Raw genomic sequence first — 24,488 nt, forward strand, 5'->3', positions numbered from 1 at the left:
CTGCATGCACCAGACCTGTGGGAGCTGGCTTTGCCAGCGATCGAGCGCACAGCGCTCGTAATCCAGACGCCACCTGATGTGCTGGCTGTACCGGCTTCATCGCCGGCAAAGCCGGCTCTCACAATGGATCTGCATGCACCAGACCTGTGGGAGCTGGCTTTGCCAGCGATCGAGCGCACAGCGCTCGTAATCCAGACGCCACCTGATGTGCTGGCTGTACCGGCCTCATCGCCGGCAAGGCCGGCTCCCACAGGGGGGGGAGCCGATGGAAGGGATCAGAACTCGGTTGGCTGGATGATCTCGACCCAGTAATCATCCGGGTCCTTGATGAACGCCAGGTGCTTCATGCGGCCGTCGCTCAGGCGTTTCTGGAAGGTGACGCCCAGTTGCTCGAAACGCTCGCAAGCGGCACGGATATCCGGCACCGAGATGCAGATATGACCGAAGCCACGCGGGTCGGTGTTGCCGTTGTGGTAGGTAAACTCGGCGTCGTTCTCGGTGCCGTGGTTGTGGGTCAGTTCGAGAATGCCGGGGATTGATTTCATCCACTCGGTGCGCTTGGCGGCATCGGCCGGGATCTGTGCCTTGTCGACGAGGGCGAGGAAGTACAGGCTGAACTCGGCCTCGGGGAAGTCGCGCTTCTCGACCAGGCTGAAGCCCAGCACGCGGGTGTAGAAGTCCAGGGACTTTGCAACGTCCTTGACCCGCAGCATGGTGTGGTTGAAAACGAAATTGTGGGTCGCGGCATCCGGTTGCGCGGTGACACCAGGGAGGGTGTCGAGATGGTTCAGGCTCATGGGCTCTCCGCATTTGAGGCTGGCAACAGCGCTGCCAGCAAAACAGTCAGGGCGTCATGATACGGAACTGAAGCGATTGCGCAAACGATTTGCGCCCCGCCTTGGTGGGGCGGGGCGCAAGAATTAGAAGCCCGCCGAAGCGGGCGTATGGGGCGCTAGTCCGTTAGCAGCCTTCATCCTGAGCCAGTCGATGTGAAAAAAGTGTGAAGGTGTTTTTCACGTGCGTAACCAGCCGTCGACTGTCTTGGCGCCGTACTGTTCTTTCCAGGCTTTGAGGCCCCGGTGGTTGCCGCCCTTGGTCTCGATCAGTTCGCCGGTGTGCGGGTTTTCATAAACCTTTACCACCCGCGCGCGGCGCTGTTTCGGCGCGCTGACCGGGGCTTTGTGGGAAGCCTTGGGATCAAGGATGGCGATAACATCGCGCAAGCCCTTGTCGTAGTGTTTCATCAGGTCGACAAGTTTTTTCTCGAACTCGATTTCACGCTTAAGGCCGGCGTCCTTTTTCAGCGCCTCCAATTGCGCCATTTGTTCCTGAAGGGCCTTTTCGGCAGCGCGGAACTCTGCAAGTCTGGACACTGTCATCACTCCTTTAAGTCTGCAGTGGCCCGGCATGCGTGTAGTCAGCAACATTCTGTATAACGCAGCCGCCACCGGGTTGGGCACAACATCGCACTAATAAAGAGTGTAGTAGTCGGCGCGCGGTGGGTAAACATTAAACTTTTATATTGTGTGATATGGAACTTTCTTAATTACCATCGACCGCTGACCAACGAACTAGTCGATACTCCACCGACGCCCTTAGACCATGGTCCAATGGCCCGGAATAGAGCGGTTGCGAGATAATTTCCGGTCACCGTCGACTGCCATCGGCGCTGGGAGCATTGTCGGCGCCGGGACTGGCGCCGGTTGTTTTTTGCCTTTCTTTCGGATTTCGCTTCTCATGTTTGCCCCATACCCTCTCGCGCCCGGGCGCAGCCTTGTCGGCCTGTTCGCGATGTTTGCTGCTGTTTCGACTCAGGCCGCTGGTTTTCTTGAAGACAGCAGCGCCAAAGTCGAAGCACGCAACGTCTACTTCAACCGTGACTTTCGTGATGGTCATACCAGCTCCGATCAGGGAGCGTCGAAGCGCGAAGAGTGGGCCCAGGGCTTTATTCTCAATGTGCAGTCTGGCTACACCGAAGGCACTGTAGGATTTGGCGTCGATGCCATCGGCATGCTCGGTTTCAAACTTGACTCCAGCCCGGCCGACAGCAACAGTGGACTACTGCCCTCCAGCGGTCATGACCCGCGTGGTTCGGTAGACCAGTACGCGAAGATGGGCGTGGCCGGCAAGATGCGTTATTCGCAGACCGTGCTCAAGGTCGGTTCGATGATGCCCGACATGCCGCTACTTAAGTACAACGACGGGCGTTTGTTGCCGACGATGTTCCAGGGCGCGATGCTGACGTCCGAAGAATTCAAGAACCTGAAGTTCACCGTTGCGCGCCTGGACAAGTACACCGCGCGAGACTCGACCGACCGCGAGGACATTCGCGTTCACTGCAAGAACAAACGGTACGCCTGTGGTACCACGGCGGACCATTTCGACATGGCCGGGGTCGACTACAAGTTCAACGACCGCCTGAGCGCGCAGTACCAGGTGGCCAAGCTCGAGAACATCTACCGTCAGCACTTTTTTGGCCTGGTGGCCAGCCAGCCGCTGAGCGTCGGTAGCCTGTCGGCCGACCTGCGTCTGATCAAGAGCGACGACATCGGCCGCGCCCGCGCCGGTGACATCGATCATCGCGCCTTCAGCGGCATGCTCGGCTACAGCCTCGGTGGCCATAAGGTCAGCGCCGGCTGGCAGCGCATGTATGGCGAGAATGCCATGCCGTACCTGGATGGCAGCAACCCGTACCTGGTCAACTACGCCCAGGTCAACGACTTCGCGGCGGCCCAGGAGCGTTCCTGGCAACTGCGCTATGACTACGACTTCAAGGCTGTGGGTGTTCCGGGCCTGAGCTTCTTCACCCGTTATATCAACGGTGACCATATCAAGGTTCCGGGTAGCCTGGCCGAGGGCAAGGAGTGGGAGCGCGACAGCGAACTCAAGTACCAGGTCCAGAGCGGCACGTTCAAGGATGTCAGCGTGCGCCTGCGCAACTCCACCTATCGCAGCAACTATGAGAAGTATGCGCGCGACATGGATGAAACCCGGGTGATCGTCAGCTACAACTTCTCGCTGTTGTAAACAGCCGTACGTTGCCATTGTGCTTCGGCCAGCCGACTATAACGGCTGGCCGAATCATGGAAGCGACTTGCGATGAAACAACTGCTGTTGATCGGTATCGGGCCGGGCAATCCGCGCCAGATCACCCTGCAAGCCATCGACGGGCTCAACCGCGCCCAGGTGTTCTTCGTGCTCGACAAGGGCGCGGTCAAGGATGAGTTGCTGCAACTGCGCAAGAACATACTTGAGTGTTACATCGATCAGCCCGGCTATCGCCTGGTGCAGGTCGAAGACCCGTTGCGCGATGGCGCTGCCAGCGATTACGTCGGCGCGGTGCAGGAATGGCACCAGCAACGCGCGGCGTTGTACGCCGAGCTCATCGAAAACGAACTGGCCGACGGCGAATGCGGGGCGTTCCTGCTCTGGGGCGAGCCGACCCTGTACGACAGCACCCTGCGTATTCTCGACCTGGTGCAGGAGCGCGGCGTGGCCCTGTCGCTTGAGGTGATCCCTGGCATCAGCAGCGTCCAGGCCCTGGCTGCCGCTCACCGTATCCCCTTGAACCGTATCGGCGAGCCACTGACCGTGCTGCCTGGCCGGCGCCTGGCTGAACAGCCGCGTATCGACAACCTGGTGGTGATGCTTGACGGCCAAAGCGCCTTCGCCGCGCTGGACGACCCGCAGCTGCACATCTACTGGGGGGCTTACCTGGGCACCACCGAGCAGATGCTGATTGCCGGGCCGCTACTGGAGGTCAAGGCGCAGATCCTCGCCGCCCGTGAACAGGCACGGGCGCGCAAGGGCTGGATCATGGACACTTATCTGCTGCGTCGGCCGCTGTAGCCAGGCGGTTCTTGGCCTCGATCCATTGCGACATGTACTGGGTGCTTTTGTGCTGGTGCTGACGGAGCATGGCGCCGGTGAAGTTGAACAGCCGGTGCTGGTCGAGATCGGCCAGGGCGTATTCGATGCGCTCGACCAGGGCACTGGCGTGCTGGCGCCGGTCGTAGCGCGCGCCAAGCAAGCGCAGCGCGTCCTGCTGGGCGCGGTTCCAGCGTGTTTCATCGCTGTACAGGGTGGCGGCGGCTTCGGCCAGGCCTTCGGCGGTCTCGGCGATTGCACCGGGCCAGGGCAGGGCGCCGTGCATGGCTTCGGCGCCGATCGGCGTGGTCACGCTGGGGGTGCCGCACTGCATGGCATCGGTGAGCTTGCCCTTGATCCCGGCGCCAAAGCGCAGCGGCGCCAGGCAGATGCGCGCGTTGCTCATCACCTCCAGGGCGTCTTCAGCCCAGTTCATGATGTGAAAACCCTCGGCCGGCTTGTGCAGCGCCGTGGCCTTGGGCGGGGTGTAGGCGCCGTAGATGTGCAACTGCGCCTGCGGCAGGCGTCGGCGGATCATCGGCCAGAGGCTGTTCTTCATCCACAGCACCGCGTCCCAGTTCGGCGCATGGCGGAAGTTGCCGATGCTGAGAAAGTGCGCGCGCTCGGCGAACGGCTTGAACGGTTCAGTGGGGGCATCGAGCATCAGCGGACACCAGTGCAGCAGGTGTTCGGGTACGCCAAAGCCGTTGATCAGCAGGTCGATCTCGACATCGGAGATCATCAGGCTCAGGTCGCTTCGATAGATCGCGGCGAGTTCGCGCAGGGTCAGGTCGGCGCTGGCCATCTGCCGATAAAGATCGGGGCCGGAGGTATTGAACAGCGCGCGAAAGTCATTCGGGTCCAGGCCCTCGATCAGGCGCCGGCGCAGCAGGTGCTGGCGGGCATCGCGCAGGCTCTGCAGGTCGGAGGTTTCCAGCACGCGCAGGGCGTTGGGGCAGTGTTTCTCAACGCGCCAACCAAATTGCTCTTCCATCATGAAACGGTCGAACAGCACCACGTCCGGCGCCAGTTCACTGACAAACCGGTCGAAACTGCTGTCGTTGAGGGCGATGGCCTGTTCGCCGATGCCCAGGCTCGCCAGGTCGGCCTTGTGCTCGCCGATGGCCGCGGGGCTGGCGAAGGTGATGCGCCAGCCGCGCTGCACGAAGCTTTCAAGGATCTGCATCATGTGCGAGCCGGCGGCCGAAGAGCGCGGCTCGGGCCAGACGTAGCCAATGACCAGGACGTTGAGGGCAGGGGCTGGCATGGGTATCGGGGACCTTGGCAAAAGCGCGTATTAAAGCAGATTCCGTGGGAGCGGGCTTGACCCGCGATGCGATGTGACTGACAGAATGCTATCGCGGGGCAAGTCGAGGCGTCGCACCGCCGCTTCACTTCTACTCATGCTTAAAAGGCCTGGAGAATGCCCTTTACCTTGTCACGCAACTGGTCGATGCTGAACGGCTTGGCGATCTGGTGCATGTCGGCGGGTACGTCGAGGTTGTCGCCATAGCCGCTGGCAAACAGCACCGGCAGCTCCGGGCGCAGTTCCCGGGCTTTGACGGCCAGGTCCTTGCCGTTCATGTCCGGCAAGCCGACGTCGGTCAGCATCAGGGCCAGGGAATTGTTCGAATCGCTCAATATCGCCAGGGCCTCTTGCGCGTTGGCAGCCTCCAGTACCCGGAAGCCCAGTTCTTCAAGCACCTCAACCGTCAGCATGCGCACGATGTCGTCATCTTCGACGACGAGCAGGGGCGGGGGTGTCTGCGGCATGGCGGTATTCCTGTACAAAAGTCTGTTCATTATCTGTAAGCCGGGTGCGGCCCGAAGTTCCCTCTGCGCTGAAAAAAGCCTCCCGAATGAACAGCATAGCGGTCATTGAAAAAGCATGGAACGTTTGTGCCAGGCACCTCTCAAATGCTGGCTAAATGCCCTGCCAGAATAGCCAAAGGCGTTTAGACTCGGAGTAGGGAAGACTGGCAGAATGGCCGTTCCCGCGGAAAATAGAACGATTACTCGAAAATTCCGCCACACTCTTTCGTTTGCTTCCTTTGCTCGGGCGTCTTGAGATGATTCAACCAGCCTCAATCGATCAGCGCAGCTTCCGCAAGCTGCTGACCCGCAACATCGGCCTGCCCCTGGGGGTTGGACTGCTCAGCGCGGTGGTGTTCGTCACGATCATCAGCTACCTGCTGTCGGCCATTCAATGGGTCGAGCACACCGACCGGGTGATCAATAACGCCAACGAGACGGTGAAACTGTCGATCGACATGGAAACCGGCATGCGCGGCTTCCTGATTACCGGCGAAGAACGCTTTCTTGACCCCTATGAGGTGGCCAAGCCGCAGGTGGTCGCCGGTATCAAGGGCCTGGAGCAGCTTGTGGCGGACAACCCGCAGCAGGTTGACCGCCTGGAGCGCCTGCTGGGCCTGCAGGAAGAGTGGAATGCCTTCGCCAGCAACATGATCACTATGCGGCGCGACAACGGCAACTTTCGCGAGGCCATTGGCTCGGGCAGGGGCAAGCGCCTGACCGATGAGATCCGCAAGGAGTTCGACGCCTTTATCGCCATGGAACATCAACTGCGGGTGGCGCGCAACGAAACAGTCAATACCACCACGATGGTGTCGATCACCGCCTACCTGGTATTCGTCATCCTGCTCAGCGGCCTGCTGGCCTACCTGGGCCGGCGCGACTTGCTGGCGCTGTCCAGCAGCTACGCCACCAGCCTCGAGTCGCAGCAGCGCTCCAACCAGCGCCTGGAACGCCAGGCCTGGTTGCGTACCGGGCAGACTGAACTGGCCGGCCAGGTATTGGGGCAACTGACCCTGCCAATGCTCGGCAACAACATCCTGCGCTTCTTTGCCGCCTACCTGGGCAGCGCCGTGGGCGCTCTGTACGCCCGAGACGAGCACGGCGGCCTGCGCCGGGTCGCCACTTACGGCATGTCGGCCGAGCAGGCTGCGCAAGACCAACGGGTCGGCAGCCACGAAGGTATCCTGGCCCAGGCGGTAATGCAGGAGCGCCTGCTGCGCCTGGACGATCTGCCGGCGGACTACTTCAAGATCAGCAGCGGTCTCGGTCAGGGCTTGCCACGCAGCGTGCTGGTAATACCGACCAGCAACGACGGGCAAGTCAACGGCGTGGTCGAACTGGGCTTTTTACGCAGCCTGGATGAGCGCGATATCGAGTTCCTCGAGTTGGTGGCCGCCAACCTGGGCACTTCGATCGAGAGCGCCCGCTACCGTCAGCGCCTGCAGGAAGTGCTGGCCGAAACCCAGCAGCTCAACGAAGAGTTGCAGGTGCAGCAGGAAGAGCTGAAAACCGCCAACGAAGAACTCGAAGAGCAATCACGGGTGCTCAAGGAGTCCCAGGTCCACCTGGAAACCCAGCAAGCCGAGCTTGAGCAGACCAACGAGCAATTGGCCGAGCGTACCGAGGCCCTGGCCGAACAGCGCGATGTGCTGGACCGTAAGAACGGCGAGCTGAACCAGGTCCAGATCGAGCTGCAGGAGCGCGCCGAAGAGCTGCAGCGCTCAAGCAAGTACAAGTCCGAGTTCCTCGCCAACATGTCCCACGAGCTGCGCACGCCGCTCAACAGTTCGCTGATCCTGGCCAAGCTGCTGGCCGAGAACGCCGAAGAGAACCTGACCACCGAGCAGGTCAAGTTTGCCGAGTCGATCTACTCGGCGGGCAACGACCTGCTCAACCTGATCAACGATATTCTCGATATCGCCAAGGTCGAGGCCGGCAAGCTTGAAGTGCGCCCGGAAACCACCCATGTGGCACGCCTGACCGAAGGCTTGCGCAACCTGTTCGAGCCGCTGGCCAACGAAAAGCAGCTGCGCTTCACCGTGTCGGTCGAGCCGCAGGTGCCAGCCACCCTGTACACCGATCGCCAGCGCCTTGAACAGATTCTCAAGAACCTGCTGTCCAACGCGGTGAAGTTCACCGAGCGCGGCGAAGTCAGCCTCAGCGTGGGCTGGCAACCCGGTGCCGGTATTGTCTTCTCGGTACGCGACAGTGGCATCGGCATCGCCGCCGACCAGCAGCAGAGTATCTTCGAAGCCTTCCACCAGGCTGATGGCACCACCAACCGTCGTTATGGCGGCACCGGCCTGGGCCTGTCGATCTCGCGCGACCTGGCGCAACTGCTTGGCGGCCAGATCAGCGTCGACAGCAGCCTGGGCCAGGGCAGTGTGTTCAGCCTGGTCTTGCCGGAGCGCTACGAGCCGATAGTCGACCAGAGCCCGGCACTGGTCGTACATCAACCGGCACGGCTGGTCGAAGCCCCGGTGGTGGCAGAAGTCGCGCCTGCGCCCGCGCCTCGTGCGGCGCCAAGCTTTGCAGATGATCGCGACAAGGCGCCGTTCAGCAACCGCCTGATCCTGGTGATCGAAGACGAGCCGAACTTCGCCCGCATCCTCTACGACCTGGCCCATGAGCTGGGCTACAGCTGCCTGGTGGCCCAGGCGGCCGACGAAGGCTTTGAGCTGGCGGCCAGCTTCATCCCCGACGCAGTGCTGCTGGACATGCGCCTGCCCGACCATTCCGGCCTGACCGTGCTGCAGCGCCTTAAAGAGCAGGCCAGCACCCGGCACATTCCGGTGCATGTGATCTCGGTCGAGGACCGGGTCGAGGCGGCGCTGCACATGGGCGCCATCGGCTATGCGGTAAAACCTGCGACCCGCGAAGAGCTCAAGCAGGTGTTCGCCCGCCTGGAAGCCAAGCTGACGCAGAAGCTCAAGCACATCCTGCTGGTCGAGGACGATGACCTGCAGCGTGAAAGCATCGCCCGCCTGATCGGCGACGAAGACATCGAGATCACCGCCGTGGGCATGGCCCAGCAAGCCCTGGACTTGCTGCGCGAGAATATCTACGACTGCATGATCATCGACCTCAAGCTGCCGGACATGCTCGGCAACGAGCTGCTCAAGCGCATGTCCGACGACGACATCCGCTCCTTCCCGCCGGTGATCGTCTACACCGGGCGCAACCTGACCCGCGAAGAAGAAGCCGACCTGCTCAAGTATTCGCGCTCGATCATCATCAAGGGTGCGCGCTCACCCGAGCGCCTGCTCGATGAAGTGACGCTTTTTCTGCACAAAGTCGAATCCAAGCTGTCCCATGAAAGACAGCGCATGCTCAAGACCGCGCGCAGCCGCGACAAGGTCTTCGAGGGGCGCAAGCTGCTGCTGGTGGATGACGACGTGCGCAACATCTTTGCCCTGACCAGTGCCCTGGAACACAAGGGCGCGATTGTAGAGATCGGGCGCAATGGCCGCGAGGCCATCGAGCGGCTGGAGCAGCACGAGGACATCGACCTGGTGCTGATGGACGTGATGATGCCGGAGATGGACGGCTACGAAGCCACCCGCCTGATCCGCAAGGACCCGCGCTGGCGCAAGCTGCCAATCATTGCCGTCACGGCCAAGGCGATGAAGGATGACCAGGAGCGTTGCCTGCAGGCCGGGGCCAACGATTACCTGGCCAAGCCCATCGACCTTGACCGGCTGTTCTCGCTGATCCGTGTCTGGCTGCCGCAACTGGAGCGAATTTGAGTATCGAACGCAACACCGACATTGAAATACGGCTGCTGATCGAGGCGATCTACCTCAAGTACAGCTATGACTTTCGCGATTACTCCGGCGCCTCGATCAAGCGCCGGATCCAGCATGCATTGCGCCAGTTCGACTGCAAGACCGTCTCGGCCCTGCAGGAGCGGGTGCTGCACGATCCGGGGATGTTCATGCAGTTGCTGCAGTTCCTGACCATCCCGGTCAGCGAGATGTTTCGCGACCCCGAGCATTTTCTTGCGCTGCGCGAGGAAGTGGTGCCGCTGCTGCGCACCTGGCCGTCGATCAAGATCTGGATCGCCGGTTGCAGTACAGGCGAGGAGGTCTATTCGATGGCCATCCTGCTGCGTGAAGAAGGCTTGCTGGAGCGCACCATCATCTACGCCACCGACATCAACCCCAGCTCCCTGGAGAAAGCCAAGCAGGGCATCTACAGCATGCACAACATGCGCCTGTATGCCGACAATTACCGTAAGGCCGGCGGGCGTGGCGAGCTCAGCGACTATTACACCTCGGCCTATGGCAATGCCATTGTCGACAGCAGCCTGCGCGACAACGTGACCTTTGCCGACCACAGCCTGGCCACTGACAGCGTGTTCTCCGAAACCCAGTTGATCTCCTGCCGCAATGTGTTGATCTATTTCAACAAGACATTGCAGGACCGCGCGTTTGGCCTGTTCCACGAGTCGCTGTGTCATCGCGGCTTTCTGGTACTGGGCAGCAAGGAAACCCTGGATTTTTCGGCTTATGCCGACAAGTTCGAAGCGCTGGTCAAGCCCGAACGGATCTACCGCAAATCATGAGCGGCGTTCAAGCCATTGCCCTTGGCGCCTCGGCAGGTGGTGTCAGCGCCTTGCTCGCAGTGTTCCAGGCCTTGCCGCCGGCGTTTCGCATCCCGCTGCTGTGCGTGCTGCACCTGCCGGACGATCGCCAGAGCCATCTGGCCGAGGTCTTTGCCCGCAGGCTCAAGCGTCCGGTTCGCGAGGCCCGCGACAAGGAAGACATCGCCCCCGGCATCATCTACGTGGCGGGGCCCGGTTATCACTTGTCGGTGGAGAACGACTACAGCCTGTCGTTGAGCCAGGAAGAGCGGGTGCATTTTTCCCGGCCTTCGATCGACTTTTTATTCGAGTCGGCGGCTGATGCCTATGGCCCGGGCCTGGTCGGCGTACTGCTGACCGGCGCCAATGAAGACGGCGCCCGTGGCCTTGCCTGTATCAAGCGCCAAGGCGGCCGGACCATCGTCCAGGACCCCCTTGAGGCGCAAGTGTCGACCATGCCGCGTGCGGCGCTGGCCCTGCACCGGCCCGACTACATACTCCCTTTGAACGGCATCGGGCAACTGCTCGCCAGCCTGGAAGCCCCTGAATGCTAAGGCACATACAAGCAAAACTGCTGATCGTCGACGACCTGCCGGAAAACCTTCTGGCGCTCGAGGCGTTGATCAAAGGCGAAGACCGCGAGGTGCACCAGGCCCAGTCCGCCGACCAGGCCCTGGCGCTGTTGCTCGAACACGAGTTCGCCCTGGCCATTCTCGACGTGCAGATGCCCGGCATGAACGGCTTCGAGCTGGCCGAACTGATGCGCGGCACCGAGAAGACCAAGAACATCCCCATCGTTTTCGTCAGCGCCGCCGGGCGCGAGATGAACTACGCCTTCAAGGGCTATGAAAGCGGCGCGGTAGACTTCCTGCACAAGCCGCTGGACAGCCTGGCAGTGAAAAGCAAGGTGGCGGTGTTCGTCGACCTGTTCCGCCAGCGCAAGGCCCTCGGCCAGCAACTGGAAGCCCTTGAGCGCAGCCGCGAAGAGCAGGAATTGCTGCTGGCCCAGTTGCAGGTGACCCGCCGCGAACTGGAACACGCAGTGCGCATGCGCGATGACTTCATGTCGATCGTCTCCCATGAGGTGCGCACGCCGCTCAACGGCCTGATCCTCGAAACCCAGTTGCGCAAGCTGCACCTGGCCAAGGACAACGCCGATGCCTTTACCCTGGACAAGATGCGCGCCATGGTCGAGCGCGACGAGCGGCAGATCAACAGCCTGATCCGCCTGATCGAGGACATGCTCGACGTGTCGCGGATCCGCACCGGAAAGCTGTCGATCCGCCCCAGCCAGTTCGATCTGGGGCAACTGGTCGGCGGCTTGATCGAGAATTTCGAAGCCCAGGCCGCGGCTGCCGGGTCGCATATCGAGTTCAATGCCGGCGTGCCGCTGGCCGGCGTGTGGGACGAGTTTCGCATCGAGCAGGTGGTCGCCAATCTGCTGACCAACGCCCTGCGCTACGGGGCGAAAAGCCCGGTGCAGGTGCGTACCTTCGAGGAAGGTGGCATGGCCTGCGTCGAAGTGCGCGATCATGGCATCGGCGTCAGCGAGCACAACCAGCAGCGGATCTTCCAGCAGTTCGAGCGGGTCGCTTCCAGCCAGAGCAGCGCAGGCCTTGGCCTTGGCCTGTATATCTCCGAGCAGATCGTCCTGGCCCACGGCGGCAGCATCAGCGTGTACAGCGTCGAAGGCGAGGGCGCGACGTTTACCGTGCGTCTGCCGTTGCCGCAGCCACTGCGAGAAAATGACCGCTAGCAGGCAACCTCTGTGCTGGGCAGGGGTCATACAGCGATGCAACCAAGCAATTTACAGAACAAGGCATTGGCATGAGTGAAGATGCGCAAGACGTAGTACTGGTGGTCGAAGACGAGCCGGTGATTCGCATGATTCTCAAGGACTACCTCGAAGGCGAGGGTTACCACGTGCTGGTGGCCGAGGACGGTGAGCAGGCGTTCGCCATTTTGGCGAGCAAGCCGCACCTGGACCTGATCGTCACCGATTTTCGTTTGCCGGGAGGGATCTCCGGGGTGCAGATCGCCGAGCCTGCAGTCAAGCTGCGCCCGGACCTCAAGGTGATTTTCATCAGCGGCTACCCGGCGGAAATCCGCGAATCAGGCAGCCCGATCGCCTTCAAGGCGCCAATCCTGGCCAAACCGTTCGACCTTAACAGCCTTCGCGACCAGATTCAGGAGCAGTTGCGTTAGTTCAGGCGGCAGCGCTCATGCAGTGGCCGCTCAGGGTGCGTTCGATGGCGCCCAGCAGCATGCTCTCCATCAATGCCAGGCGTTGTGCCTGGGCTAGGGGGGAGTCCTGAAGCCAGCCCGGCAGGCTGTTGAGCAGATTGGCAATCACGTGACCGGCTGCTTGCAAACTGGCGGCCGGCAAGACGTTCTTGCCGGTAATCAGCTGCAGCAGTTGGCGTTCGTATTGACCGCGCAGTGCAGCAATTTGCTCTTGCTGGTCTTCGTTCAGGCAGCACAGGTCGCGCTCAGCCAGGCGAAACTGCAAAGGCCGTTCGGCATGCAAGGCCCAGTGGGCACGAATGACCGCAGCCAGCGCAGTGGTTTCGCGCCGCGGCGGATGCAGGGTCGCCAGCAGCTCCTCGAACAGCTCTTCGATCAGGTCGAACAGCAAGTGTTGCTTGCTCGGGAAGTGATGGTACAGCGAGCCTGCAGTCAGCCCCAGGTGCGCGGCCAGTTCACGCATGCTGACCTGGCCGAACCCCTTCTCGGCGAACAGCTCCAGGGCCTTGTCACGCCGCTCTTCAAAGTTCGCACAACGCAAAGCGGCGTCCATGGCAGGCTCCCTAGTAGGTGAAGAAACCGCGACCGCTCTTGCGCCCCAGGTAACCGGCGGCGACCATTTCCTTGAGCAGTGGAGCAGGGCGGTATTTGCTGTCGTTGTAGCCTTCGTGGAAGGCTTCGATGATCGCCAGCAAGGTGTCCAGGCCGATCAGGTCGGCCAGGGCCAGCGGGCCGATCGGCTGGTTGCAGCCCAGGCGCATGCCGGTATCGATGTCTTCGGCGCTGGCCAGGCCTTCCTGGAGCACGAAGATCGCCTCGTTGATCATCGGCACCAGGATGCGGTTGACCACAAAGCCTGGGCGGTTGCCGGCGCTGATCGGGGTCTTGCCGACCTTTTCGGTCAGTGCCAGGGCTTTGGCGTAGGTGGCGTCACTGGTTTGCAGGCCGCGGATGATCTCGACCAGGGCCATCATCGGCACCGGGTTGAAAAAGTGTACGCCGATGAAGCGCTCCGGTTGGCTGACCGCCGCGCCCAACTGGGTAATCGACAGCGAGGAGGTGTTAGTGGCGATCACGCACTGGTCGCTGACGCTGGCGGCAATCTGCTTGAGGATGCGCAGCTTGAGGTCGAGGTTTTCGGTAGCCGCCTCGATCACCAGTTCGGCCTGTTGCAGTTGCGCGTAGTCGGTGCTGGTGCGGATGCGCGCCAGGGCTGCCTCGGCATCTTCAACGGCCAGGGTCTGCTTGCTGACCTGGCGCTCGAGGTTCTTGCGCAGTGTTGCCACGCCGCGCTCGAGGGCGGCGTCGCTGACATCGATCAGGGTCACCTGGTAACCGGCTACCGCACAGACCTGGGCAATGCCGTTGCCCATGGTGCCGGCGCCAATCACCGCAATATTTTCAATACTCACCTTCTGCTCCTTGCTCAAACGCGTTCGAAGACGATGGCGATACCCTGGCCACCGCCGATGCACATGGTCGCCAGGGCGTAGCGGCCCTGGATGCGCTGCAGTTCATGGATGGCCTTGGTGGCAATGATCGCCCCGGTGGCGCCCACCGGATGGCCGAGGGAAATGCCCGAGCCGTTGGGGTTGACCTTTTCCGGGTCGAAGCCCAGTTCGCCGGCAACGGCGCAGGCCTGGGCGGCGAAGGCTTCGTTGGATTCGATGACGTCGAGGTCGGCAACGCTCAGGCCAGCCTTGTCGAGTACCTTGCGGGTCGCTGGCACCGGGCCCAGGCCCATCAGCTCCGGTTCGACGCCCGCGTGTGCGTAGGCCACCAGGCGGGCCAGCGGTTGCAGGTTGTGGCGTTTGACGAAGTCACCGGTGGCCAGCACCAGGGCACCGGCACCGTCGTTCAGGCCGCTGGCGTTACCGGCGGTGACTGTACCGTCCTTCTTGAATGCGGCCTTCATGCCGGCCAGTTGCTCGGCGGTGACATCGCCGCGCACGTGCTCGTCGATCTCGAAACGCACCGGCCCTTTGCGGCTGGGGATCTCGATCGGCACGATCTGGCTGGCGAAGCGGCCTTCGGCGATGGCGCGGGCGGCGCGGCGCTGGCTGGTCAGGGCCAGTTCGTCCTGCATCTGGCGGGTGATGCCATTGCGTTCGGCAACGTTCTCGGCAGTGATACCCATGTGGAAACCGGCGAAGGGATCATGAAGGACGCCGAGCATGTAATCGATACCCTTCAGGTCGCCCATGCGCGCACCCCAACGGGCTTGCGGCAGCAGGTAAGGGCCGCGGCTCATGGATTCGGCACCGGCGGCGACCACTGCTTCAGCGTCGCCCAGCAGCAGGCTTTGCGCTGCCGACACAATGGCCTGCAGGCCCGAGCCGCACAGGCGGTTGACGTTGAACGCCGGGGTTTCCTTGGGAATGCCGGCGTTCATGGCCGCTACCCGCGCCAGGTAGGCGTCACGCGGTTCGGTCGGGATCACGGTGCCCATGACCACATGGCCGATCTGCTCAGGCGCAACGCCTGAACGTTCGATGGCGGCACGGGTCACGGTGCTGGCCAGGTCTGCCAGGGGCAGGTCCTTGAGGGCGCCGCCGAAGCTGCCGATGGCCGAGCGTACGGCGCTGACTACATAGATGTCCGGGGTATTCATGATCGACTCCAGTGTGCGAAAGCGTGGCGGGGCAGGGCTGGCGTCTGCCAGAATGCTGCCCTCGGCCATCTTCAGGTTGGCTTCGAGTCTAGGCAAAGCCTGCGCGCGGGCCTATGCCATAACTGTCCAGTGACGCTGGTATTTTTTGCCACACCCTTGCGGAAACCGCCATGCGGGAAAACGATACAGTCGCCGTCTATTTCGTTCGCACCATGCTCCACGCTTTGCGCGCTCAGCCTGAGCGAGCGGCTGCGCTGCTGGCCGAGGCCGGGATCGATCCGGCGTTGCTCGCTGCGCCCGGTGCGCGCGTGCCGGCGTCAGCCTTTGCGCGGTTGTGGCTGATCCTGATCGAGCGCCTGAACGACGAATTTTTCAACCTCGACAGCCATGGCATGCCACTGGGCAGCTTTGCCCTGATATGCCGGGGGCTGATCCAGGAACCGAACCTGGAAAAGGCCCTGCGCCAGTGCCTGAACAACTTTTCGCTGTTCCTGCGTGATATTCGCGGGCAGCTGACGATCAAGGGCGGGCGCGCGGTGATCAGCCTGCGCACCGCCATCGCTGACCCGCTGACCCGGGTTTACGCCGAGGAAACCTTCCTGGCCCTGGTGATCAGCCTGGCGTGCTGGCTGGTCGGGCGACGCATCGTCATCGATCGCACGGCGCTGGCCGATACGCGCCCGGCCCAGGACGATGACCCGTTGCTGTGGGGCGCCAACGTGCAACTGGGCAGTGGCCGCACCGAGATCGAGTTTGCCGCCGACTACCTGCGCTTGCCGGTGGTCCAGGACCTGGCGGCGCTGAAGACGTTTTTGCGCAGTGCTCCGCAGTGGTTGGTGATTCGCTACCGCAACCAGAATGGTCAGGTGGCCCAGGTGTATCGCTACCTGCGCGCCCGCCAGTACGGCCAGTGGCCGACCCTGTTGGCCATGGCCGAACGCCAGGGCCTGAGCCCCAGCAGTTTTCGCCGGCAACTGGAGCGCGAGGGCCGCTCGTACCAGCAGATCAAGGACGAGGTGCGCCGGGCCATGGCCTTCGAATGCCTGCGCCAGACGCACCTGAGTATCGCTGAAGTGGCCGAGCACACCGGCTTCCAGGAGCCCAGCGCGTTTCACCGGGCGTTCAAGAAGTGGACCGGCGAGAGCCCCGGCAGCTACCGCCAGCGCATGCTCAGTCCTGCAGTTGCGCCGCCAGTTGCCTGACCCTGACCATGTCGCCGCCGGCAACCTTGGCCACACCTTTACCGTAGTCAGGATCAGCCTTGTACAGGTAGGAGAGGATGAGATGCTTGCTTTCGTCGTCGCTACTGGCCAGCGACTGGCCGAAGCTGTTGATCAGGTCGCGGCGGTCGTTGGCATCGTAGGTGCGAAACAGCTCGCCGGCCTGCCTGAAGTTCTGCTGGCGCTCGATACCCTGTTGCTGGGTACTGCCACTCAAGGGCAACTGGCTGGAGCGTGCTGACTCGCTGGAGGGACGCGGCATCAGTCGGCTGGGCTCGTAGTTGACGCCGCTGACACTGCGCGCGCTGTTTAGCGCACCATCCTGGTTGGCGTTATTGATCCTGACCCTGGGCTGGTTGATCGGCAAGCCGCCGGCATTGGCGCCGACCCGGTACATCTGGGTATCGGCATAGGAGAACAGTCGGCCTTGCAGCAGGCGGTCTTCCGAGGGCTCAATGCCTGGCACCAGGTTGGACGGCGCCAGGGCCACCTGCTCGGTTTCCTGGAAGAAGTTGCTGACATTGCGGTTGAGCACCATCTGCCCGACTTTTTGTTCAGGCACATCTGGCCAGATCTTGGTCGGGTCCAGTGGGTCGAAGTCAAAACCAGCGAGCTGCTCGGGCTTGAGCGTCTGGATGTACAGGTCCCACTTCGGATGATCACCACGATTGATCGAATTGACCAGATCGTTGGTCATGTGGCTGAAGTCATGCCCCTGAATCTTGGCCACTTCGCCAGGGGTCAGGTTTTTCTGACCTTGCAGGGTTTTCCAGCGAAACTTCACGTAGGTGGTTTCACCGTCGCGGTTGACGAACTTGTAGGCATGCACGCTGTTGCCATCCATGTGCCGGTAGCTCAGCGGCGTGCCTTCGTTGGAGTAGAGCAGGGTCAGGGTGCGGGTGGCTTCGGGCATGTGTGAAAGCAGGTCGAAGCGTCGTGCGTCGTTGCCAAGGTTGGTTCGCGGGTCAGGCTTGAAGGCGTGGACCATGTCGGGGAACTTTATGGCGTCGCGAATGAAAAAGGTCGGGAAGTTATTGCCAACCAGGTCCCAGTTGCCATCGGTGGTGTAGAAACGGGTGGCAAAGCCGCGCGGGTCACGCAGGGTTTCCGGGGAATGCAGGCCGTGCACGACCGAGGAGAAACGCACGAATACCGGGGTGCGCTCACCGGGGGGTGAATACCTTGGCCCGGGTCAGTGCGGAAATATCGGCGCTGGCGGTGAACTCGCCATGGGCACCGGTACCGCGGGCATGCACCACACGCTCAGGCACCCGTTCGCGGTCAAAACGCTGCAGCTTCTGGATCAACTGCACATCCTGAAGCAGGGTGGGGCCGGTACTGCCAGCGGTCTGCGAGTGCTGGTTGTCGCCCACCGGGGCGCCATTGTCGCGAGTTAGCGGGGCGGCGAACGCCGTGCTGGCAATCAATACGGCCGAGGCGAGTACGCCCAGCGTAAAGCCTGAGAAACGTCGGGTGCTCATGGTGACTGTCCTGTCATGGGTTAGTGCAGCCGATGATAGAAACGGCAGGACAGCAGCCCCAGATGGGCTTTCTTCAAGCAGTGTCGGACTTCTCTCGAACTGCTGGGTGACTCTGGACCGGTCTCCGGCACTGTTGCAGTGCCGGGTTGTTACGGTCGTCCTACAGCATTTGTTTGAGCAGTTGTTGCAAGTGCGCCTGACCTTTGTTGTCGAGGGCAAACACCGGCCGCCGTGGCTCACCCACCGGCAAGCCGGTCATGCCCAGGCCGGCCTTGATGGTTGCCGGCAGGCCACCTTTGAGGATGAACTCCAGCAGCGGCAGTTGACGGTAGAACACCGCCTTGGCTGTGCTCAGGTCGTTGGCCTGCACGGCCTGGTACAGCTGCTGGTTGAGTGCCGGGATCAGATTCGCTGCGGCGGTGCACCAGCCGCTGGCGCCGGCCACGAATGCCTCCAGGGCCAGCGGGTTGCAGCCGTTGTAGAACGGCACCTTGCCTTCACTAAGCACCTGCAGCTTGTGCATGCGCTGGATATCGCCGGTGCTCTCCTTGACCATGGTGACGTTCTCGACCTCGCGCACGATGCGCAGGATCAGTTCTACCGACATGTCGGTGCCGCTGGTGGCCGGGTTGTTGTAGAGCATGATCGGCAGGTCGATGCTGGCGCCGATGGCCCGGTAGTGCTCGAGAATCTCCTCTTCGGTGAGCTTCCAGTAAGCCGCCGGCAGTACCATCACCGCATCGGCGCCGTGCTCCTGGGCAAAGCGCGCGCGGCGAATGGCGCCGGCGGTGGTCAGGTCGGAAACGCTGACGATGGTCGGGACCCGCCCGGCAATCTGGCGCAGGCTGAACGCGGCCACCTGTTGCCACTCCAGATCGCTCAGGTAGGCACCTTCGCCAGTGCTGCCCAGTGGCGCAATGGCGTGAACACCGCCGTCGATCAGGCGCTCGATCGAGCGGCCCAGGGCCTGGAGGTCAAGCTGCTCGCCGTCGGCACTGAACGGGGTGATGGTGTAGCCGATGATGCCGTGAAAAGTCTTGGACATGAAATCTACTCCGCAAGGTAAGTGACAGGCTCGGCTCAGTTCAGGCAGTCGCCATGCACCCTCAGGCACTGGCGCGCATAGTAGTTGAAGGCGGCGCTGTGGCGTTTGGGCCGGGAGATCCAGTCATGGGCTTCACGGCCCAGTTCAGGGGCGATCGGCTTGATGCTGCCAGCGGCCATGGCCAGCAGTTGCAGCTTGGCGGCGCGTTCGATCAACTGGGCAATCACGCAGGCTTCCTCGACGCTGGCACCGGTCGACAACTGGCCGTGGTGCGACAGCAGGATGGCGCGCTTGTCGCCAAGCGCGGCGCTGATGATCTCGCCTTCTTCGTTGCCCACCGGCACGCCGGGCCAGGCTTCGAGGAACGCGCAATCGTCGTACAGCGGGCAGAGGTCCATGTGCGACACCTGGAGCGGCACTTCCAGCATCGACAGGGCGGCCACGTGGGTCGGGTGGGTGTGAATGATGCAGTGCACATCCGGGCGGGCGCGGTAGACCCAGCTGTGGAAGCGGTTGGCCGGGTTGGGCATGCCCTGGCCTTCGAGCACTTCCAGGTCTTCGTTGACCAGCAGCAGGTTGCTGGCGGTGATTTCGTCGAAACCCAGGCCCAGTTGCTGGGTGTAGAAGGTGCCTGGTTGCGGGCCGCGGGCGCTGATCTGCCCGGCCAGGCCGGAGTCGTGGCCGTTGTCGAACAGAATCCGGCAGGTCAGTGCCAGCTTTTCGCGCACAGTCCACGTATTATCGGCAAGCGAGCCTTGCATCTGCTTAAGGGCCTGCTGGATCAGTTGGTCCTTGGGGAGTGCCATTGTCTTGGCCATGGGGCTATCCTCGGTGGCGTGATGGGTTGTCACGGCGCTTGCCCACCCCGGTTGCTTGGAAGGTGACGGGGTGGTTATCTGCATGACACAATAAAGGCTACATGACACAAAGTGTCATTAGCAAGCAAATACTTGCCCATGGCATTGGGAAAACCGCGTCACATGTCTATCCGATTGAAACTGTTGAGAAAAAAACTGGGTATCACCCTGGAAGCGCTGGCTGAAATGTCTGGCATGACCAAGAGTTACCTGTCCAAGGTCGAGCGCGGTCTGAACACGCCCTCCATCGCTGCAGCGTTGAAGCTGGCGCGCGCCTTGAACGTCAATGTCGAGGAGCTGTTTGCCGAAGACCAGCCCGGCCAGGCCCGTTACAGCCTGGTGCGCAGCAGTGAGCGCCAGGCGGTGTCGGGGCAGGGCTCGGGCTATTCGGTGCTGGCCAAGCAGATCGGCAGTCGCAGCCTGTTGCCATTTATCATCAGCCCGCCAGCGCAGTTCAGCGATGCCGCGTTCAAGGAGCACCTGGGCGAGGAGTTTCTGTTCGTCCATGAGGGCCAGGTCGAGGTCGACTTCATGAATGAGCGAGTGATCCTCGAGCGCGGCGATGCCCTGTATTTCAACGCCCAGACCCCGCACCGCCTGCGTTCACTGGGTGAGCTGCAAGCGCAGTTGCTGGTAGTGGTGCACGACGCCGAGGGCTGATCCAATGCGTGGAAACTCCCGATTCTGGCGTGACCCGGCATTGCCCTTCATTGAAGCGCGCAGTGTCGCCGATGGCCGCAAGGTCTGTTACGCGGCGCATTCGCACGAGAGTTTCTCGATTGGCGCCATTACCGCGGGGCGCAGTACCTACATCAGCGGTGACAGCCAGCAGCAGGTGGCTGCGGGCACCGTTGTGTTGATGAACCCCGGGGTGGTGCACACCTGCAATCCCATCGCCGGCGAGCCCTGGTCGTACCTGATGCTGTACGTCGACTGGTCCTGGTTGCAGGGCCTCGGGTTCTCGCCGCCAACGGCGATCAGCAGTACGTCGGTGGCGTTGTTCGGCGAGCTGCGCCAGTTGTTCGACGTGCTGCTGGAAGAACAACCTCCGGCCACCGCCAAAGAGGCAGCCTTGCGGGGGTTTTTCCGCGGATTGGGCCAGCACCTGGGGGCGAGTGAACAATCGGCGAGCGAAGGTGACCAGCGACTTTTGGCGGCTGCGGCGTTCATTCGCAGCCATTGCACCGAGCCCTTGCGCCTTGAGCACATCAGCCAGGCTGCGGGGCTGTCCACGTCTTATCTGATCCGGGCGTTCAAGCAGCAGTTTGGCCTGACACCTCATGGCTACCTGCTCGACCAGCGTGTGCAGTATGCTCGCGCCCAGTTGCGGCGCGGGCGGCAGATCGCCGAGGTGGCCGTAGAGGCCGGCTTTGCCGATCAGGCGCATTTGCAACGTGCCTTCAAGCGCCACCTGGCGGCGACGCCGGGGCATTACCGGTCAGCCCAGTAGCAGGTACAGGGCGCTGGCCAACAGCAGCAGTGCCAGGCTGCGGTTGAACAGGCGTATGCGCTGTGGGTTGTCCAGGTACTGGCTGATCACGCTGCCAGCCCAGGCCCAGGTGGCGATCGACAGATAGCAGATGACAAAATAGATCGTACTGAACTGCCATAGCTGCCGGATTTCGCCATCGCCGACATAGGCGCCAATCCCGGCAACACAGGCCAGCCAGGCTTTCGGGTTGAGCCACTGGAGGGTGGCGCCGGCGAGCATCGAAGGTGCTGCCTGCTGGCTGGCTGAACCGAGTTGGCCATTGTCGCAAGCCAGTTTCCAGGCCATGTACAGCAAAAACAGCACCCCAGCCCAGTGCAGTACCGTTGTCAGAGACGGCCAGTAGCGCAGCAGTTGGTGCAGGCCCAGGCCGATCAGCACCAGCAACAGGGTAAAACCCAGCGTGGCCCCGGTGACATGCCGCAGGCTGGCACGCAGGCCGTGGCGGGCGCCAGCGCCCAGGGCGATGATATTGACCGGGCCGGGAGAGATGGAAGCGGCCAGCGCGAAGGCAGCCATTGATAGCATCAGGCTCATGGGATCTTATCCAGAACAAGGGGAGACCGTTACAGCCTACGGGGCGCTAAACCGGCGGGTATTGAAGAAAATTACCCAATCGACAAGTGCGGGCTTGCCCCGCCGTATACAGAATTTGAAATAGTTTCATGCTGTGAGAAAAGCCTGCTGAAATTGTAGGATCACATCCCCAATTGATTTCAGGTTGATATGACTTCGTTCTCGGAGCCTCCCAGTACCCGGCCGTCCCGGCCATTCTCCCGTCCTTGCGACGTTCCCCGCCCGTTCTCGCACATGAGTAATCGCCCATGGAATGGCTAGCCGACCCCACGGCCTGGCTGGGCCTTGCCACGCTGATTGTGCTGGAACTGGTACTGGGTATCGACAACCTGGTATTCATCGCCATCCTCGCCGACAAACTGCCGCCCCATCAGCGCGACCGCGCGCGGGTGATCGGCCTGTCGCTGGCGCTGATCATGCGCCTGGGCCTGCTGGCCAGTATTTCCTGGATGGTGACCCTTACCGCGCCGCTGTTCGAGGTGTTTGGCAAGAGCTTCTCCGGCCGCGACCTGATCATGCTCTTCGGTGGTGTGTTCCTGCTGTTCAAGGCCACCATGGAACTGCACGAGCGTCTCGAAGGCCACGTTGCACAAAACACCGGCAGCGTGCGTCACGCCGCGTTCTGGCCGATCGTCGCGCAGATTGTGGTGCTTGATGCGGTGTTCTCCCTCGACGCGGTGATCACCGCCGTGGGCATGGTTGAGGAACTGTCGATCATGATGATCGCGGTGATCTTCTCCATCGGCATCATGATCGTTGCCAGCAAGCCGTTGACCCGCTTCGTCAACAATCACCCGACAGTGATCATGCTGTGCCTGGGTTTCTTGATGATGATCGGCTTCAGTCTGACTGCCGAAGGCCTGGGTTTCCATATTCCGAAAGGCTACCTGTACGCCGCCATCGGTTTCTCGATTCTGATCGAGCTGTTCAACCAGCTGGCCCGGGCCCGCCGCAAGCGCAGCCTGCAGCAACACCGGCCGCTGCGCGAACGCACCGCCCACGCGGTCCTGCGCCTGCTGGGCGGGCGCCGGGTCGAGGCCGATGATGTCGGCGAGGAGATTGCCGACCTGGTCGAAGGCGGTGAAGAACAGGTGTTGTTCGACCGTCGCGAGCGGGTGATGATCAGCGGCGTGCTGAACCTGGCCGAGCGTCCGATCAAGACGGTGATGACGGTACGCGCCGAGGTCGATGCCATCGACCTGGCCCAACCAGCCGAGGCAATTCGTACCGCGCTGATGCATTCGTCCTATTCGCGCCTGCCGCTGATTCGTGACGGGCGTATCGAAGAACCGCTGGGCTTCGTGCACAAGAAGGAACTGCTCAAGGAACTGCTGGCCGGCAATCAGCCGGACCTGGAAAGCCTGGCCCGGGCGCCGTTGAACCTGCTGGAGAGTTTCAGCATCCTCAACGCCCTGGAACAGATGCGCAGCCAGTCGACGCACATCGCTTTCGTGGTCAACGAGTTCGGTGATTTCACCGGGGTGCTGACCATGACCGACATTCTCGAATCCATTGCCGGTGAATTGCCCGACGCCAGTGAAGTGGAAGGGCCGGGCATCGTCGAGGATGACCAGGGCTTTGTCGTCAGCGGCGCCCTGAACCTGAGCCAGATCCAGGCGCGCACCGGTTTTGCCGCCAAGCCCACCGAGGACTACCAGACCCTCGCCGGCCTGGTCATGAGCCTGCTCGACCGTTTGCCGATGGTCGGTGACAGCCTGGTGTGGAACAACTGGAAGATGACGGTGGTTGCGGTGGAGGAACGCCGTGTACGCCAGGTGCGCCTTACACCGAACGCCGCCGCTGACGCAGCAGGTGCCTGACGCCTTCGGCGATCAGCACCAGCACTGCCAGCCAGATCGGCAGGTAGGTCAGCCACTGGTCGGGGCCGATGGTCTCGCCCAGTAGCAGGGCCACGGCCACCAGCAGCACCGGCTCGACATAACTGAGCAGGCCGAACAGGCTGAAGGCCAGCAGGCGGCTGGCGAGCACGTAGCAGATCAGCGCCAGGGCGCTGATCACCCCAAGCAGCGGGATCAGGCCGTACAGCCCTGGATGCTCGACCAGGTCCTGGGCCGACAGCGGCCCCCGGATGACGAAGTACAGTGCTGCCGGCAGCAACAGGCACATGTCGGCCCACAAACCGCCGAGGTGATCGGTCGCGCATTTGCGCCGCAGCACGAAGTACAGGGGATAGCCACCGGCTACCAGCAAGGTTTCCCAGGCAAAGCTGCCGTGCTGGTAGAGCTCGTGGCCGACGCCGGTGATCGCGCAGGCTACCGCCACTTTCTGCAGCCGCGACAGGCGTTCGCCATACACCAGGCGCCCGGTCAGAACCATGGTCAGCGGCAAGAGGAAATAGCCCAGCGACACTTCCAGGCTGCGCCCGTGCAGCGGCGCCCAGAGGAACAGCCACAGCTGCACGCCCATCAGCGATGAAGTGCCCAGCAGGCCGAGCAACAGCAACGGTGTGCGCCGTATCCGCGCAAGCAAGCCGGTAACCAGCGGCCAGTCGCGGGTAAACAGCATGAACAGGGTAACGCAGGGCAGGGTCAGAAGCATGCGCCAGCCGAACACCTCCTCGCCATCGAGCGGGGTGAGCAGCGAGGTGTAGTAATACATCACGGCAAACAGGAACGACGCCGTGACCGATGTAATGATGCCTTTTGACACAAATGCCTCGGTTGCAGAAGAAAAAGAGCGG

At 62.2% G+C, this 24,488-nt stretch carries 22 protein-coding genes and 1 pseudogene; 11 read left to right on the forward strand and 12 right to left on the reverse strand.

Annotated features, from left to right (window positions below; all coding sequences use genetic code 11):
* Nucleotides 1-275 precede the first annotated feature (275 nt).
* Together gloA and ABIE20_RS20380 are read right to left on the reverse strand one after the other, a co-directional pair.
* Complete coding sequence (gloA, locus tag ABIE20_RS20375) at nt 276-797, reverse strand: lactoylglutathione lyase (RefSeq protein WP_429506901.1); 522 nt, start codon at nt 795-797, stop codon at nt 276-278.
* A gap of 216 nt (nt 798-1,013) precedes the next feature.
* Nucleotides 1,014-1,373, reverse strand: coding sequence for a histone-like nucleoid-structuring protein, MvaT/MvaU family (locus tag ABIE20_RS20380; RefSeq protein WP_429506902.1), 360 nt, complete (start codon nt 1,371-1,373; stop codon nt 1,014-1,016).
* A 364-nt stretch (nt 1,374-1,737) separates the two neighbouring features.
* Between ABIE20_RS20380 and ABIE20_RS20385 the strand changes: the two genes are divergently transcribed.
* Together ABIE20_RS20385 and cobF are read left to right on the forward strand one after the other, a co-directional pair.
* A complete protein-coding gene (locus ABIE20_RS20385; protein ID WP_429506904.1) occupies nt 1,738-3,027 on the forward strand; it encodes an OprD family porin in 1,290 nt (429 codons plus the stop codon).
* 72 nt (nt 3,028-3,099) lie between these two features.
* Nucleotides 3,100-3,849 (forward strand): precorrin-6A synthase (deacetylating), encoded by a 750-nt coding sequence (gene cobF, locus ABIE20_RS20390; protein ID WP_429506905.1) that lies wholly within the window; start codon nt 3,100-3,102, stop codon nt 3,847-3,849.
* On the opposite strand, the gene ABIE20_RS20395 is transcribed toward cobF, so the two are convergent.
* Both ABIE20_RS20395 and ABIE20_RS20400 read right to left on the reverse strand, forming a co-directional pair.
* Nucleotides 3,815-5,134 (reverse strand): glycosyltransferase, encoded by a 1,320-nt coding sequence (locus tag ABIE20_RS20395; protein WP_429506907.1) that lies wholly within the window; start codon nt 5,132-5,134, stop codon nt 3,815-3,817. The two genes, cobF and ABIE20_RS20395, sit on opposite strands and share 35 nt — an antisense overlap.
* Before the next feature lie 140 nt (nt 5,135-5,274).
* Nucleotides 5,275-5,640 carry a response regulator gene (locus tag ABIE20_RS20400; protein ID WP_429506909.1) on the reverse strand — a complete coding sequence of 122 codons (366 nt, stop codon included), beginning with the start codon at nt 5,638-5,640 and terminating at the stop codon, nt 5,275-5,277.
* A 296-nt stretch (nt 5,641-5,936) separates the two neighbouring features.
* Between ABIE20_RS20400 and ABIE20_RS20405 the strand changes: the two genes are divergently transcribed.
* The 5 genes from ABIE20_RS20405 (at nt 5,937) to ABIE20_RS20425 (ending at nt 12,469) form a co-directional block, all read left to right on the forward strand.
* Entirely contained in the window at nt 5,937-9,428 is a 3,492-nt protein-coding gene (locus ABIE20_RS20405) for a response regulator (RefSeq protein WP_429506910.1), read from the forward strand.
* Nucleotides 9,425-10,246, forward strand: a complete 822-nt coding sequence (locus ABIE20_RS20410) for a CheR family methyltransferase (protein WP_429506911.1) — start codon at nt 9,425-9,427, stop codon at nt 10,244-10,246. Before ABIE20_RS20405 ends, ABIE20_RS20410 begins: the two co-directional genes overlap by 4 nt.
* The gene (locus tag ABIE20_RS20415) at nt 10,243-10,818 is read left to right on the forward strand and encodes a chemotaxis protein CheB (RefSeq protein ID WP_429506913.1); all 576 of its coding nucleotides are present in this window, start codon (nt 10,243-10,245) and stop codon (nt 10,816-10,818) included. The genes ABIE20_RS20410 and ABIE20_RS20415 overlap by 4 nt, the downstream gene beginning before the upstream one ends.
* Nucleotides 10,812-12,020: a hybrid sensor histidine kinase/response regulator gene (locus ABIE20_RS20420; RefSeq protein ID WP_429506915.1), complete on the forward strand. Its 1,209-nt coding sequence runs from the start codon at nt 10,812-10,814 to the stop codon at nt 12,018-12,020. Before ABIE20_RS20415 ends, ABIE20_RS20420 begins: the two co-directional genes overlap by 7 nt.
* Before the next feature lie 71 nt (nt 12,021-12,091).
* Nucleotides 12,092-12,469, forward strand: a complete 378-nt coding sequence (locus ABIE20_RS20425) for a response regulator (protein WP_429506916.1) — start codon at nt 12,092-12,094, stop codon at nt 12,467-12,469.
* A 1-nt stretch (nt 12,470) separates the two neighbouring features.
* Here ABIE20_RS20425 and ABIE20_RS20430 read toward each other — a convergent pair whose 3' ends face one another.
* From ABIE20_RS20430 to ABIE20_RS20440, 3 genes are read right to left on the reverse strand one after another with little or no spacing between them, the layout of a single operon-like run.
* Nucleotides 12,471-13,061, reverse strand: coding sequence for a TetR/AcrR family transcriptional regulator (locus ABIE20_RS20430; RefSeq protein ID WP_429506918.1), 591 nt, complete (start codon nt 13,059-13,061; stop codon nt 12,471-12,473).
* A 10-nt stretch (nt 13,062-13,071) separates the two neighbouring features.
* Nucleotides 13,072-13,920: a 3-hydroxybutyryl-CoA dehydrogenase gene (locus ABIE20_RS20435; protein WP_429506920.1), complete on the reverse strand. Its 849-nt coding sequence runs from the start codon at nt 13,918-13,920 to the stop codon at nt 13,072-13,074.
* Nucleotides 13,921-13,934: 14 nt separating this feature from the next.
* Nucleotides 13,935-15,119: an acetyl-CoA C-acyltransferase family protein gene (locus tag ABIE20_RS20440; RefSeq protein ID WP_429507028.1), complete on the reverse strand. Its 1,185-nt coding sequence runs from the start codon at nt 15,117-15,119 to the stop codon at nt 13,935-13,937.
* Nucleotides 15,120-15,289: 170 nt separating this feature from the next.
* Between ABIE20_RS20440 and ABIE20_RS20445 the strand changes: the two genes are divergently transcribed.
* Nucleotides 15,290-16,321 (forward strand): AraC family transcriptional regulator ligand-binding domain-containing protein, encoded by a 1,032-nt coding sequence (locus tag ABIE20_RS20445; protein WP_429506922.1) that lies wholly within the window; start codon nt 15,290-15,292, stop codon nt 16,319-16,321.
* Here the strand turns inward: ABIE20_RS20445 and ABIE20_RS20450 are convergent.
* From ABIE20_RS20450 to ABIE20_RS20460, 3 genes and pseudogenes are all read right to left on the reverse strand, one after another.
* A pseudogene (locus tag ABIE20_RS20450) lies at nt 16,290-17,820 on the reverse strand (catalase). The gene ABIE20_RS20445 and the pseudogene ABIE20_RS20450 overlap by 32 nt on opposite strands.
* A gap of 160 nt (nt 17,821-17,980) precedes the next feature.
* Nucleotides 17,981-18,865: a dihydrodipicolinate synthase family protein gene (locus tag ABIE20_RS20455; RefSeq protein WP_429506923.1), complete on the reverse strand. Its 885-nt coding sequence runs from the start codon at nt 18,863-18,865 to the stop codon at nt 17,981-17,983.
* A 35-nt stretch (nt 18,866-18,900) separates the two neighbouring features.
* Complete coding sequence (locus ABIE20_RS20460; protein WP_429506924.1) at nt 18,901-19,683, reverse strand: aldolase; 783 nt, start codon at nt 19,681-19,683, stop codon at nt 18,901-18,903.
* Nucleotides 19,684-19,845: 162 nt separating this feature from the next.
* On the opposite strand from ABIE20_RS20460, the gene ABIE20_RS20465 reads away from it, so the two are divergent.
* Both ABIE20_RS20465 and ABIE20_RS20470 read left to right on the forward strand, forming a co-directional pair.
* Nucleotides 19,846-20,382 (forward strand): helix-turn-helix domain-containing protein, encoded by a 537-nt coding sequence (locus ABIE20_RS20465; protein ID WP_429506926.1) that lies wholly within the window; start codon nt 19,846-19,848, stop codon nt 20,380-20,382.
* Nucleotides 20,383-20,386: 4 nt separating this feature from the next.
* Nucleotides 20,387-21,172: a helix-turn-helix domain-containing protein gene (locus ABIE20_RS20470; RefSeq protein WP_429506927.1), complete on the forward strand. Its 786-nt coding sequence runs from the start codon at nt 20,387-20,389 to the stop codon at nt 21,170-21,172.
* On the opposite strand, the gene ABIE20_RS20475 is transcribed toward ABIE20_RS20470, so the two are convergent.
* On the reverse strand, nt 21,161-21,748 hold the full coding sequence (locus ABIE20_RS20475; protein WP_429506929.1) for a LysE family translocator: 588 nt from the start codon (nt 21,746-21,748) through the stop codon (nt 21,161-21,163). The genes ABIE20_RS20470 and ABIE20_RS20475 overlap by 12 nt on opposite strands.
* 287 nt (nt 21,749-22,035) lie before the next feature.
* Between ABIE20_RS20475 and ABIE20_RS20480 the strand changes: the two genes are divergently transcribed.
* On the forward strand, nt 22,036-23,607 hold the full coding sequence (locus ABIE20_RS20480) for a TerC family protein (protein ID WP_429506930.1): 1,572 nt from the start codon (nt 22,036-22,038) through the stop codon (nt 23,605-23,607).
* Here ABIE20_RS20480 and rarD read toward each other — a convergent pair.
* Nucleotides 23,570-24,457 (reverse strand): EamA family transporter RarD, encoded by an 888-nt coding sequence (rarD, locus tag ABIE20_RS20485; RefSeq protein WP_429506931.1) that lies wholly within the window; start codon nt 24,455-24,457, stop codon nt 23,570-23,572. The two genes, ABIE20_RS20480 and rarD, sit on opposite strands and share 38 nt — an antisense overlap.
* Nucleotides 24,458-24,488 lie beyond the last annotated feature (31 nt).

Origin of the sequence: Pseudomonas sp. 2835 (assembly GCF_050435905.1) — a bacterium.
Classification (GTDB): domain Bacteria; phylum Pseudomonadota; class Gammaproteobacteria; order Pseudomonadales; family Pseudomonadaceae; genus Aquipseudomonas.

Excerpts from the sequence above, each read along its gene's own strand:
- gloA (WP_429506901.1), bottom strand. The coding sequence starts at position 797 with ATGAGCCTGAACCATCTCGACACCCTCCCTGGTGTCACCGCGCAACCG.
- ABIE20_RS20385 (WP_429506904.1), top strand. The coding sequence starts at position 1,738 with ATGTTTGCCCCATACCCTCTCGCGCCCGGGCGCAGCCTTGTCGGCCTG.
- cobF (WP_429506905.1), top strand. The coding sequence starts at position 3,100 with ATGAAACAACTGCTGTTGATCGGTATCGGGCCGGGCAATCCGCGCCAG.
- ABIE20_RS20395 (WP_429506907.1), bottom strand. The coding sequence starts at position 5,134 with ATGCCAGCCCCTGCCCTCAACGTCCTGGTCATTGGCTACGTCTGGCCC.
- ABIE20_RS20400 (WP_429506909.1), bottom strand. The coding sequence starts at position 5,640 with ATGCCGCAGACACCCCCGCCCCTGCTCGTCGTCGAAGATGACGACATC.
- ABIE20_RS20405 (WP_429506910.1), top strand. The coding sequence starts at position 5,937 with ATGATTCAACCAGCCTCAATCGATCAGCGCAGCTTCCGCAAGCTGCTG.
- ABIE20_RS20415 (WP_429506913.1), top strand. The coding sequence starts at position 10,243 with ATGAGCGGCGTTCAAGCCATTGCCCTTGGCGCCTCGGCAGGTGGTGTC.
- ABIE20_RS20420 (WP_429506915.1), top strand. The coding sequence starts at position 10,812 with ATGCTAAGGCACATACAAGCAAAACTGCTGATCGTCGACGACCTGCCG.
- ABIE20_RS20425 (WP_429506916.1), top strand. The coding sequence starts at position 12,092 with ATGAGTGAAGATGCGCAAGACGTAGTACTGGTGGTCGAAGACGAGCCG.
- ABIE20_RS20430 (WP_429506918.1), bottom strand. The coding sequence starts at position 13,061 with ATGGACGCCGCTTTGCGTTGTGCGAACTTTGAAGAGCGGCGTGACAAG.
- ABIE20_RS20440 (WP_429507028.1), bottom strand. The coding sequence starts at position 15,119 with ATGAATACCCCGGACATCTATGTAGTCAGCGCCGTACGCTCGGCCATC.
- ABIE20_RS20445 (WP_429506922.1), top strand. The coding sequence starts at position 15,290 with ATGCGGGAAAACGATACAGTCGCCGTCTATTTCGTTCGCACCATGCTC.
- ABIE20_RS20455 (WP_429506923.1), bottom strand. The coding sequence starts at position 18,865 with ATGTCCAAGACTTTTCACGGCATCATCGGCTACACCATCACCCCGTTC.
- ABIE20_RS20460 (WP_429506924.1), bottom strand. The coding sequence starts at position 19,683 with ATGGCCAAGACAATGGCACTCCCCAAGGACCAACTGATCCAGCAGGCC.
- ABIE20_RS20465 (WP_429506926.1), top strand. The coding sequence starts at position 19,846 with ATGTCTATCCGATTGAAACTGTTGAGAAAAAAACTGGGTATCACCCTG.
- ABIE20_RS20470 (WP_429506927.1), top strand. The coding sequence starts at position 20,387 with ATGCGTGGAAACTCCCGATTCTGGCGTGACCCGGCATTGCCCTTCATT.
- ABIE20_RS20475 (WP_429506929.1), bottom strand. The coding sequence starts at position 21,748 with ATGAGCCTGATGCTATCAATGGCTGCCTTCGCGCTGGCCGCTTCCATC.
- ABIE20_RS20480 (WP_429506930.1), top strand. The coding sequence starts at position 22,036 with ATGGAATGGCTAGCCGACCCCACGGCCTGGCTGGGCCTTGCCACGCTG.